The 11902-nt window shown below is 47.5% G+C and carries 7 protein-coding genes and 8 pseudogenes; 5 read left to right on the forward strand and 10 right to left on the reverse strand.

Annotated features, from left to right (window positions below):
* Positions 1-36: 36 nt before the first annotated feature.
* Together MN084_RS12035 and MN084_RS12040 are read left to right on the forward strand one after the other, a co-directional pair.
* Positions 37-525: a transposase gene (locus tag MN084_RS12035; protein WP_241086241.1), complete on the forward strand. Its 489-nt coding sequence runs from the start codon at positions 37-39 to the stop codon at positions 523-525.
* 504 nt (positions 526-1029) lie between these two features.
* Complete coding sequence (locus MN084_RS12040) at positions 1030-1410, forward strand: IS30 family transposase (RefSeq protein WP_241086239.1); 381 nt, start codon at positions 1030-1032, stop codon at positions 1408-1410.
* 84 nt (positions 1411-1494) lie between these two features.
* Here the strand turns inward: MN084_RS12040 and MN084_RS12045 are convergent.
* Positions 1495-2352: pseudogene (locus tag MN084_RS12045) on the reverse strand (IS256 family transposase); the annotation flags it as partial.
* Positions 2353-2453: 101 nt separating this feature from the next.
* On the opposite strand from MN084_RS12045, the pseudogene MN084_RS12050 reads away from it, so the two are divergent.
* Positions 2454-3397 (forward strand): annotated as a pseudogene (locus MN084_RS12050) (IS1595 family transposase).
* Here MN084_RS12050 and MN084_RS12055 read toward each other — a convergent pair.
* From MN084_RS12055 to MN084_RS19775, 9 genes and pseudogenes are all read right to left on the reverse strand, one after another.
* Positions 3398-4126 (reverse strand): annotated as a pseudogene (locus MN084_RS12055) (IS256 family transposase); the annotation flags it as partial.
* Positions 4127-4168: 42 nt separating this feature from the next.
* A pseudogene (locus tag MN084_RS12060) lies at positions 4169-5002 on the reverse strand (IS3 family transposase); the annotation flags it as partial.
* A gap of 103 nt (positions 5003-5105) precedes the next feature.
* Positions 5106-5549 (reverse strand): annotated as a pseudogene (locus MN084_RS12065) (transposase); the annotation flags it as partial.
* 68 nt (positions 5550-5617) lie between these two features.
* Positions 5618-6466 (reverse strand): annotated as a pseudogene (locus MN084_RS12070) (IS256 family transposase); the annotation flags it as partial.
* Positions 6467-6655: 189 nt separating this feature from the next.
* On the reverse strand, positions 6656-6901 hold the full coding sequence (locus tag MN084_RS12075; protein ID WP_241086238.1) for a BolA family protein: 246 nt from the start codon (positions 6899-6901) through the stop codon (positions 6656-6658).
* Between the two features lie 161 nt (positions 6902-7062).
* On the reverse strand, positions 7063-8646 hold the full coding sequence (locus MN084_RS12080; RefSeq protein WP_241086237.1) for a peptide chain release factor 3: 1584 nt from the start codon (positions 8644-8646) through the stop codon (positions 7063-7065).
* A gap of 105 nt (positions 8647-8751) precedes the next feature.
* Positions 8752-9246, reverse strand: coding sequence for a phage late control D family protein (locus tag MN084_RS12085; RefSeq protein WP_241086236.1), 495 nt, complete (start codon positions 9244-9246; stop codon positions 8752-8754).
* A gap of 138 nt (positions 9247-9384) precedes the next feature.
* Entirely contained in the window at positions 9385-9627 is a 243-nt protein-coding gene (locus MN084_RS12090; RefSeq protein WP_241086602.1) for a hypothetical protein, read from the reverse strand.
* Positions 9603-9749, reverse strand: coding sequence for a hypothetical protein (locus MN084_RS19775; RefSeq protein WP_241086235.1), 147 nt, complete (start codon positions 9747-9749; stop codon positions 9603-9605). Before MN084_RS19775 ends, MN084_RS12090 begins: the two co-directional genes overlap by 25 nt.
* A gap of 141 nt (positions 9750-9890) precedes the next feature.
* Here MN084_RS19775 and MN084_RS19780 point away from each other — a divergent pair.
* Together MN084_RS19780 and MN084_RS12105 are read left to right on the forward strand one after the other, a co-directional pair.
* Positions 9891-11210 (forward strand): annotated as a pseudogene (locus tag MN084_RS19780) (IS5 family transposase).
* Between the two features lie 27 nt (positions 11211-11237).
* Positions 11238-11588, forward strand: a pseudogene (locus tag MN084_RS12105) (IS30 family transposase); the annotation flags it as partial.
* Between the last annotated feature and the right edge of the window lie 314 nt (positions 11589-11902).

Below are 11902 nucleotides of genomic sequence, written 5' to 3' on the forward strand. Positions count from 1 at the left end.
TATAGTGACCAATTCAACCAACCATTGATAAAAGCCGTGCAGCCAAGTTTTTTTGATCATCAAGACCGACTTGAGCTCCTTGAGCAACTGGGAGATTCGCTGCTAAGGCTGGAAAGGACCGTAGACTGGGAGGTTTTCGGGTATTGTTGGGCTCAAGTTTATAAAAACAGTGATCCCAGTAAAGGTGGGCGTCCACCTTACGATGCAGTGCTGATGTTCAATCTGTCTGGTGATCAAACAGAGTTCCAAATACGGGATCCCTATAGCTTTTGTCATTTTCTCGGGCTGAGCCCGGAAGGTAAGGTGCCCGATGCCAAAACAGTTTGGGTATATCGTGAGCGCCTGAAAGGACGAGGTCTTGTTGATAAACCCTTTTCAGAGCTGTTGGTCCAGATTGGTGCAGCAGACTTCAGTGCTCGCAAGGGACAGACTGTAGATGCTGCCATCCTTCCAGTACCCAAGCAACATAATACACGAGAGGAAAATAGGCAGATCAAAGCCGGGGATAGCCCTGGCGTGGGGTGATAACAAACATCGCCAGAAGGATGTTGAAGCCCGCTGGACCATGAAGCATGGCAAAACCCACGATGGGTATAAAAGCCACATCAGCATAGACCGGAGGCACAAGGCCATTCGCAAGTACGCCACCTCACGTGAAGTGAAACGCAATGGTCGACTCACGGCCTGTTATCGGAATGAGTTTGCACAGAAACGTGCGATGGCTCGATGCAAGAAACCGAGACACTCTCTCAGGCGATCACATAAAAATCCTGCATTATGTCATCAAGCGGTTACGGGAGGATTGGTCACCGAAAACAATGGCTGGACGCCTCAGGCTGGATCACCCTCGAAGTGCATGTCTGCTGATTAGCCCAGAAGGTATCTATCGATGGGTGTACGAGGATGCTGCACAAGGCAGTTCTTTGTACCAACATCTACTGAGGCGGCACGAAAAGCGCCGAAAATAGCAGCAATACGGGATTAGACGTGGTTTGATGCCCCATCGTGTCAGCATCCATGATCTCGTCCTTGAGTGTAGGCAACCATCGTCGCTTTGGCCACTGGGAAGGCGATAGTGTTGAGGGAGCTAAGAGCTCAGGTGGCATTGCAACCCATGTGGAAAGAAAGAGCCGCGTACTGGCTACCGCTAAACTGAGCGACAAATCGGCAGATACTTTTTATCTGGCGACAACAACTGCCTTCATGGTCACACCGGAGAAATGGCGTAAAACCCTAACGGTTGATAACGGTAAAGAATGTGCCCAGCTCAAGAAAATTGAAGAGGCCACAAGCATGAATATTTACTTTGCCGATCTTTATTCCCCCTGGCAATGGGGCACCAATGAAAATACCAATGGGCTACTACGTCATTACTTCCCTAAAGGGATCGATTGGAGAAAAGATCACTGATCTAATGCTTTCAACGGCGGTGGAAAAGCTCGACAATCGACCTCGGAGATAGAGCCTGTAAAGTTTTCTATGTAACAGCCAGGGTTAAATATATTCCGCTAAGCGTTCTTCGAACTCAATCATAAATCTATTCAGTGCTGGTTTCCAATGACGGATCGGCATTGTCCACTTTTTCGATGCGGCCTGAATTGCCAGGTGGATTACCTTCTTCGCCGGGTCATCGGTTGGAAACAACTTCCGCTTTTTGATCGCTTTGCGAATGACGCTGTTCAGCGACTAATGGTGTTGTTCGTGCAGATCACTTTTCGTCTATCCTCCGGGTAGTTGAACAGCGTGTTGAGATTCTGCCAATGGGCACTCCAGGAGCGGCTCATCCGGGGGTGTTTGTTGTCCCATCGGTCAGAGGATTTATCCAGCGCCGGTAAGGCTTCTTCCCCGGTGATGGGCTGGTAACTCTTTTTCAAATCAGCCGCCACAGGCTTGTAGTCTTTCCAGGGCACCTACTTCATCGAGTTCCGTAGCATATGCACAATACACAGCTGGACATTCGGGAAAGCCGTGTTGATTGCATCAGGAAAGCCCTTCAAGCCATCGTCACAGGCAATCAAAATATCCTTCACACCGCGATTCTGAAGCTCTGTCAGCAGGTTCAGCCAGAACTTGGCATCCTCATTCTCCGACAGCCACATCCCCGATAATTCCTTGTGGCCTTCCAGGTTAACGCCCAAAGCGAGGTAAATTGCTTTGTTGATCACTTTCTTGTCTTGCCGGATTTTAACGACAATGCTGTCCAGATAAACAATAGGCTGAATCGCATCCAGGGGGCGAGATTGCCATTCGACAACCTGTTCGATAACCGCATCAGTAACTTTGGATATGAGTGTGGCGGAGGCATCGGCTCCGTATTTCCTTCAATATCGTGGCGATTTCGCGGGTCGTCATTAGAGACTGTTCAAAATATTGCCTAATTACCTACCAGGCTCAGCTATTGAGCCAGTGGTTATTGCATAATATAACCCACTTAATATAGAGGGTTTTATATCATGCCGAAAAATACAGTGCAGTTTCAAAAAGGTCCTAGTTTGCACGAATTTATTGAAAAACATGGTTCTGAAGAGCAATGCCAACAAGCATTGTACCAACTGCGTTGGCCTACCGGATATATATGTCCTGAGTGTGGCAACACAACAGGTTGTGAACTCAAAAGCCGTAAGATATATCAGTACCACAAATGCCGCCACCAAAGCTCCCTGACTGCTGGCACCATCTTTCACGGCACCAAGCTGCCGTTGAAGAAGTGGTTTCTGGCCATCTATTTGTTGACTCAGCGTAAAAAGAGTACTTCTGCCTTGCAACTGTCCCGTGAAATTGGTGTGAACTACAATACAGCCTGGAAGCTCAAGCACAAACTGGTGCAGGTGATGATGGAACGTCAGAGTCAAAAAAACTGGCTGGTCGCATCGAGATGGATGATGCCTGTATTGGTGGTGAGAAACCGGGAAAGCGTGGGCGAGGGTCTCGTAATAAAATCCCTTTCGTGGCAGCTATTGAGACGACGCAAGACGGCAGGCCAATGAAGATCCAACTGCGTCGGCTCCGCGGTTTTCAGAGTGCGGAGATCGCTCGATATGCCAGATCCAGTCTGTGTGCCGGCAGCACAGTTCTTTCTGATGGGCTCTACTGCTTCAGAGCAGTTACAGATGCTGGATGTAATCGTATGCCTATCGTCACTGGCGGTGGGCGAAAGTATACCCAGCTCTCCACCTTTAAATGACTGAATACCATGCTTGGTAATATCAAGAATGCTTTGCAGGGAACCTTTCATGCTATTCGTAAAAAACACGTACCTCGTTATCTCGCCAAGTTTGAATATCGCTTTAATCGCCGGTTTAATCTTCCGGCTATGATTGAACGATTGCTCTGCGTCGCGTTACGTACACCACCGATGCCTTATCCCCTCCTGAGGATGGCTGAGGTTTATGGGTAATCAGGTAAATCTATTCAGTGCTAGTTTCCAATGACGGATCGGCATTGTCCACTTTCTCGATGCGGCCTGAATTGCTAGGTGGATTACCTTCTTCGCCGAGTCATCGGTTGGAAACAACTTCCGCTTTTTAATCGCTTTGCGAATGACGCTGTTCAGCGACTCAATGGCGTTGTTCGTGTAGATCACTTTTCGTATGTTATCCGGGTAGTTGAACAGCGTGTTCAGGTTCTACCAATGGGCACGCCAGGAGCGGCTGATCCGGGGGTACTTGTTGTCCCATCGGTCAGAGAATTTATCCAGCGCCAATAAGGCTTCTTCCTCGGTGATGGACTGGTAAATATTTTTCAAATCAGCCGTGACAGGCTTGTAGTCTTTCCAAGGCACGTACTTCATCGAATTCCGTACCATATGCACGATACAGAGCTGGATCTGGGTGTCCGGAAAGGCCGTGTTGATGGCATCAGGAAAGCCTTTTAAGCCATCGACACAGGCAATCAAAATATCCTTCACACCGCGGTTTTGAAGCTCTGTCAACACGTTCAGCCTGAATTTGGCCCCCTCATTCTCCGATAGCCACATCCCTAATAATTCCTTGTAGCCTTCCAGGTTAACGCCCAGAGCGAGGTAAATCGCTTTGTTGATCACTTTCTTGTCTTGCCGGATTTTAACGACAATGCAGTCCAGATAAACAACAGGATAAATCGCATCCAGGGGGCGAGATTGCCATTCAACGGTAATCCCCCCATTTTCAGCTGCGCACAAAAGTAGAGCTTATGCGGCTTGCGCCAACTTCTGATACGGGGTTATTCCTCCAATGGCCATGTTTGGCCGCTCTGTATTGTAGCGCCACAACCATTGAGTGGCGGTGTGCTGGGCATACTCGATCGACTCAAAGAGATGCTGGTTCAGCCATTCATGTCGAACTGTTCTGTTAAAACGCTCCACGTACGCGTTCTGTTGCGGGTTGCCGGGCTGGATATAGTGTAACTTAATCCACTGTTTCTCTGCCCACTCCATCAGTTGACCACTGATTAGTTCGGGACCATTGTCGCAGCGAATGGAATTTAGCTTGCCTCGCCACTCGATGATCTGTTCCAGTGCACGAATGACACGCACTGCCGGTAACGAGAAGTCCACCTCAATACCCAGCCCCTCACGATTGTAGTCGTCGATGACATTGAACGTCCTGAAGCTACGGCCATCGGCCAGGCTGTCATGCATAAAATCCATCGACCACATGATGTTAATTTGACGAGGTACAGCTAGCGCATCCGGCACGTCGCGCTTCAATCGACGTTTGAGCTTGATCCGCAGGTTCAGCTCAAACTCCCTGTATATGCGGTATACACGTTTATGATTGTAGGGGTAACCCTTCACATTGCGCAGGTACAAATAGCACAACCCGAAACCCCAGGTTCGATTGGTCATCGTCAATCGGAGTAACCAATCTGCAATCAGTGCGTTGTCGCTCGAATGCTTGGCCTGATAGCGATAGCAGGTCTCGCTGATACAGAATGCACGACAAGCCAGGCGTACCGACACGCCATCCTGCGTAGCTGTGATCTTGGCCATCTCCTTGCGACGAGATGGCCTTACCACTTTTTGCCAGGGCCTTGAATCTTGATGTCTTCATGCAGAATCTCCTGCGTTCATATTACGAGAAAATTCTACTTTTGGCGTCAGCTACTTCCCGGGGGGATTACCCAACAACCTGTTCGATAACTGCATCAGTGACTTTGGATATGAGTGTGGCAGAGACATCGGCCCCATACATCTCCTTGAATGTCGTGACGATTCCGCGGGTTATCATACCTTGGGCATACAAGAAGAGGATCTTGTCATCCATTGAGGTAAATCGACGCTAGTGCTTCTTAACTAGCTGAGGTTCAAAGCTGCCCGCTCTATCTCGCGGGGTATCCAGTTCAAACTGGCCATCTTCCGTTTGCAAGGTCTTGCTGGTCGTGCCGTTGCGGCTATTACTCGCTTCGGATTGTTGATGCTTGGCAAAGCCAAGATGATCAGCCAGTTCAGCATTGAGTGCTGCATCGACCGTGATCCTGGTCAGCATTTGCCGAAACTCGCTGAGATCTTCTTCAGTTTTGATGTTTTTAGCGGCCGCCTGGGCTATCGCCTGGAGCTCTTTCTTGTCGATCATCTGCCTACCCTCTCCCTTGTTTGGGTTTGATGATAGGCAGTTACACAGAATTCAGGATAGTCTCTATAAATAACCCGACGAATGTCCTCGGGGTAACGAAAAAAGACGGATAAGTTATCCCACTTCTTGCCCCATGATTGAATCACGATGGAGTATTTATCGCCCCAGGCTTTCTCAAGATCGTCGGGGGCTGATTCAGCTGCCTCTTTGTTCAGCACCTTATAAACACACTTAAGGTCAACCAGAAATACCTTCTGGTGCCTGGAGCCAACGTAGCGTAGCGAGTTGCGTATTTGGTGAACAATCTCAGTCTCTGGAAATATTGTTTGTATCGCTTCTGGAAAGCCTGTCAGACCATCCACGGAAGCAATCAGGATATCGTTCATACCCCGATTTTATAAATCACTCAGTACGCCCAATCAGAAATCAGCGCCCTCACTTTCGGACAGGTATAACCCCAGCACTTCTTTTTTACCTTCAATATTCAGCCCAAGAACTGTATAAACAGCGCGATTTTGGTAGCGGCCTTGAGCCCTTTACTTTGTAGTGAATTCCGTCCAGCCAAACAAGAAAGGATAATGCGAATCCAGTGGGCGCTGTTGCCAAGCTTTTACAGTATCGATTATTTTGTCGGTTATCGCGCTGATTGCTGCGGTAGAGACCGAGATGCCATAGAGATCATGGACATGTTCACTGATATCGGAATAACTCAAGCCCCGGCCATACATCGACAAGATCCTAGTTTCAATCTCATCGCTGACACTGGTTTGATGCTTCTTAATAATTTGGGGCTCAAATGTACCGGCCCGGTCACGGGGCATATTCAGGTCAATACGGCCCTCGCTTGTTTTAAGTGTCTTGCGGAACTTGCCGTTCTTGCGGTTAGGCACCACATCATCAGCAACATGATTCTCTGGCCCACCAAATCAAAACGGTTAGGATTTAATCAGATCATTGAGGCTGAATACTTCACGATATTGCTGTTTATCTTGTGTTTCAAGAACATAAGACTCTCCTTGTTCTTTTTGTACCATCCATCCCGAGAATTCAACCTTCTCACTACAAATATGGATCGGAAGGTTGATTTTTCAACCTCATGTAGTCTATAGATTTTCCTGCGCTGCCCAGTCTTCGGGGGTAAAAGTTTTGATCGACAAGGCGTGCAGTTCATCGCTCTTGATCTGTACCTTGACTGCAGCCATTACCAGCCGCTGTTTCTGAAGCAGCGACTTCCCGGCGAATGCCTCACTGATAACTACTGCCTCGAAATGACGACCATCGCCCATAACCTGCACTTCGCAACCGGGCAGGCCTCCTTTGATCAACTCTTCTACTGTCTCATTTTCCATATTGAACGCTCTTAATTAATTATCAATAAGTTCTCATAAACACCATAAGGATGTTTGAGAAAGGGTGATGGAGAGTCCATTCCCAGAGATGTATTCACAGCGTCCCTTGGAAATGGACTCTCCATAATTCTCCCGCACAGACGTTTTGAGAACTCGCATTGTCAAAGTTCCCGTGTAGCCAGAAAGCCTGCATCGGGCCAGCGCTCCATAGCAAGACTTAAATTCACCCTGGTCGGTGCAAGGTAAACCAGCTGGCCATCGCCATCTTCGGCCAAGTTTTCGTAGGCCTTATTACGAAATTTCTCCAGTATTTTTTCATCGTCGCACTGAATCCAGCGCGCGGCAACAACGTTGACCGGTTCAACAACGGCTTCCACGCCATATTCACCTTTCAGCCGGTATGCTGCCACATCGAACTGCAGGGTACCAATCGCTCCCAGGATTAAATCATTATTTTTCAGCGGCCGGAATACCTGGGTTGCCCCCTCTTCGCAGAGTTGCAGAACACCCTTCTGCAGCGCCTTCATCCGCAAGGGATCCTTCAATACCACTCGGCGGAAAAGCTCAGGTGCAAAATAGGGAATACCTCCATATTTCAGCTCCTCACCCTCGGTAAACGTATCGCCTATCTGAATAGTACCGTGGTTATGCAAGCCAATAATATCGCCCGGCCAAGCCTCATCTACATGCCTGCGCTCATCTGCCTGAAAGGTGATCGCGTTGCTGATCTGGACCGTTTTCCCCAAGCGCACATGACGCATCTTCATCCCTTTTTTATAGCTCCCGGAGCAAACCCGGAGAAAAGCGATACGATCCCGGTGAGCCGGGTCCATATTTGCCTGAATTTTAAAGATGAATCCTGAAAATTTCTTCTCAGAGGGCTCTACCAGCCGTTGCTGAGTCTCTCTCGCTACGGGAAACGGAGCATACTCCACAAAGGCATCCAACAACTCTTTGACACCAAAGTTATTGATCGCCGAACCAAAAAATACCGGTGTCAATTCACCACGTGAATAGGCCTCCAGATCCAGTTCATGGCTGGCACCGCGAACCAGCTCGATCTCCTCCCGAAGCTCATCGGCCATATCGCCAACCACTTCATCTAACCTGGGGTTATCCAGCCCTTCGATCACCTCACCTTCATTAATCTTCCCACCATGGGTGGCAGAGAAAAGGTGAGTGGTATTGGAGTGCAGATCGTAAACACCCTTGAAACGCTTTCCCATACCGATGGGCCAGGTTACGGGGGCACACTTTATCTTCAGGATATCCTCCACCTCGTCCATGATCTCCATGACATCGCGGCCTTCCCGGTCCAGTTTGTTGACGAATGTGAGAATAGGGGTATCTCTCAGGCGACAGACCTCCATTAGTTTGATGGTCCGTTTCTCAACACCTTTGGCAACATCGATCACCATCAGGGCGGAATCCACTGCCGTCAGAGTGCGATAGGTATCTTCAGAGAAATCTTCATGGCCGGGGGTGTCCAGCAGATTGACGATAGAGTCCTCATAAGGGAACTGCATTATCGACGATGTCACCGAGATCCCCCGCTGCTTCTCCATCCCCATCCAGTCGGAAGTAGCATGACGCGCAGCCTTGCGGCCCTTTACCGTTCCCGCCATCTGGATGGCACCGCCAAACAACAACAACTTTTCAGTCAGTGTAGTCTTACCCGCATCGGGGTGGGAGATGATGGCAAAAGTTCTACGCCTTTGAATTTGTTTAATAAAATCCGAACTCATTAACCATAGCCTTGTTTATGTACGCCCATATGTACACATTAGTGAATAGCAAAAAAGCGGGAAAGTTGATAGTCCTCCATTATATAATTTTGCCGAAAATAAATCTTACACTGTTTGCTTTTTCACGGTTCCATCGAGGCTAATAGAGTAGCCGCTATTGTTAAAAGTGTGTGTTGCAGTCTCAACAACCCAAGTCTTGTTCACCCCATCACGAAAGCCGGATAATTTTAGCGGCGCTTCTGCCATGAATAAAGGATTGCCCGGTAGCTGAAGGCTAACTGTAGACTTACCCCGTTGAAAGTTTTCTAGTTGGGCACTTGCCGCCTTGATCGCTTCCGATTCATCTTTGAGCAGTTTGCGGATGGTGTAAGCCAGTTCTTCGTCACCTGTGGTCACTTCAATTTCTTTCGATTGTGCTTTATCCCGGTACTTTGCTTTTACACTGGCATAAGCCCCACGCTCAACTAAAGACACACGCCAATTGGTAACTTCTTTCGGCGCTAGTGATATTAGCGGGATAACCGCACCGCTTGCAGTCTTGGCCTCTCCTCTCTTGATGAATAGCAAGAACCCGCTGGCCGACTTGGCAACTGCACCCACTTTGCCACCTAATCGGTGTCAACAAGTTTAAATCATGTTCATTGGTTTGATTCACCACCTCATAATCAACAGCATCAAAGTCTTTACCAAGTTTCGCTTCAAGCCCATGTTCAGCGGCGATACTTTGCAAAATCTCTTTTAATTGAATTCGTGCGGGGGTTTACCGGGCTTCTGCCAAGTTCGTGTCTTCGGGACTTTCAGCCCTTTTTTCATGTTTGCTGCTTTGCCACAGATCATCAAGACATTTGACGGCCCTAGTATTTCAATTTCATCAACAACATATAAACCCATGCGTTGAATCACAGTCTCTTTGTACCTCAAAGACACTTCCAGTTCTGCACCAGTGCGCGGTAACGCTAAAACATGGTCAGCGTCACCCAAGCATATTTCAAGCAGTTGCTCTTGGAATCTTCGTCTTTGCGAAGCTCTAACCTAAATTCAATACGCTTAGGTGTCCCATCTTTAAAGAAGGTATTTTGATTTTCAGTAATAGATTCAATCATCCACCGACCGAATGCTACTTAGTCGATCCTGAAATATTAATAACGTAATGATTTATATAAAATAAGCGTCTAAATTTGATAAAATAAACGTCCGGAAAGGGGTAAAAGCAGAGAAAAACTGGACGAAACAGAGGTGGATAATTGAGCAAAGCCAAGACAGCCAATCCCAACCAGCAAAGTTTCCTGCACCAGAACTTACTGGATCAGCTGAACCCCAAGCATCCACTTTTGCTATTGGCCAGACAGATAGACTGGTCATATTTTGATGCTGAATTTGCCCCGCTTTATTCTCATCTTGGAAAGCCCTCAAAACCGATCCGCCTAATGGTGGGCCTCTCGATACTCAAGCATCTGGAAGATCTCAGTGACGAGGTTCTGATTCAACGCTGGATACAAAATCCCTACTACCAGTAGTTTTACGGGTGAGATCGAATTCCAATGGCAACTTCCTTGTGACCCCTCCGACCTGACTTACTTCAGAAAGCGTATTGGCAACGAAGGTTTTGAAAAGGTCCTAGCTGCCTCTATCGCCTTACATCAAGAAAAGGCGATCGAAGATAAAATGTGTATCGACACTACCGTACAAGAGAAAAACATTACCTTTCCAACTGATGCAAAGCAGTACCGAAAGATACACGGGCAGTTACTCAAGATGGCCCGAGCAGAAGGTATCGTGCTCAGTCGAAGCCATGAGAAGGAAGTAAAAATTCTCAAGCTCCCCACCCGATTTGCCACACATCCTAGGAATCGTAAAAAGGCACGTAAGGCCGTCAAGCAATTAAAGACCATCAGCGGCCGATTACTGCGTGAAATACAGCGTAAGATGACCGCAGAACAACAGAAATTCTATGCAGAAAAGTTCGCCCTGTACCAGCGCATGCTGAATCAGAAGCGTGCTGATAAAAACAAGTTGTACAGCCTACATGAACCTCATGTTTACTGTATGAGCAAAGGCAAGGCCCAGCAGCGTTATGAGTTTGGCACCAAGGCATCAATCACCACCACAAGGGACGCGGGCATTGTGATTGGTGCCCTGGCTTTTGAGAAGAATGTATTTGATGGTCACACCGTACCTAAGGTCTTGGCACAGGTGAAACGTCTCATCAATCGAGTACCCAAAGTGGGTATTGCTGATCGAGGTTATCGGGGCAAATCAAAGGTTAATGACACCCAGATAGTAACGCCAAAGCCTGCTAGGAAGAATACCTCAGAAGAAGCCATGGCATTAGCCAGAAAACGTTTCAGAAGACCAGCTGGCATTGAGCCTGTGGTCACTTAAAGAGTGACCATAGGCTAAAAAGGAACTTTCTTAAAGGCTTTGCCGGGGATCAGATTAACTTGCTTATGGCGGCGGCTGCCTTCAACTTTAGAAAATGGATGAGGGAGGTTCTTTTTGTGCTGAAAAATATCATGTCCATACTGTTGTTCCTGTTTGCAAAACAGAAACAACAGTATTATTAAGTGCCTGGAATGAATATTTCAGGGTCGACTAATTCGGTTGTTTCCGCACTCACGAAACAGGTTAAAAAACTTCCAGACAAGCTGGTACAGTCATTAACTTTGGATAGGGGGATGGAGCTTGCCGGTCACAAGAAATTTACTATGGCGATAGATGCAAAAGTCTACTTTTGTGACCCACAAAGTCCATGGCAAAGAGGGACCAATGAAAATACAAATCGGCTATTGAGGCAGTACTTTCCGAAGAAAATAGACTTGTCGATTTACTCTTAGGCACAATTAGATCGCGTGGCGAAAAAACTCAATCAGCGACCGAGAAAAACATTAGACTTCGCCACTCCTGCAGATAAACTAAATGACAGTGTTGCATCGACCCCTTGAATCTACAATCGAGGGCTTGAGAAAAATGCCCATGGTGTATTTACCAAGTATGCCTTGATTAATCGCGTACTGGCTAAGCGGCATTTATTAATCATTTCATAGGCAAGTTGCGACTGAAAGCCCCGGAATAGCCAAAATTAAGGTCACATCCGAGAATAACGCAGGTTATTTTTACAAATATTTAAGATTGGATGGCAAGTGAAGTGAAAAAAATATTTTTCAGGCCATCCCTAGGACAGCCCCCTATCCTTTTATCAGCTCTTTTAAAGCCAGTGCAAAACGCTGGGAGCGAATGGTCTATCCGGCGATCATTG

Source organism: Candidatus Vondammii sp. HM_W22 (assembly GCF_022530855.2).
In the GTDB taxonomy this organism is placed as follows: Bacteria; Pseudomonadota; Gammaproteobacteria; order Chromatiales; family Chromatiaceae; genus Vondammii.

Coding starts and splice junctions, on each gene's coding strand:
- MN084_RS12075 (WP_241086238.1), bottom strand. CDS start 6,901: ATGGAAAATGAGACAGTAGAAGAGTTGATCAAAGGAGGCCTGCCCGGT.
- MN084_RS12080 (WP_241086237.1), bottom strand. CDS start 8,646: ATGAGTTCGGATTTTATTAAACAAATTCAAAGGCGTAGAACTTTTGCC.
- MN084_RS19775 (WP_241086235.1), bottom strand. CDS start 9,749: ATGATTGAATCTATTACTGAAAATCAAAATACCTTCTTTAAAGATGGG.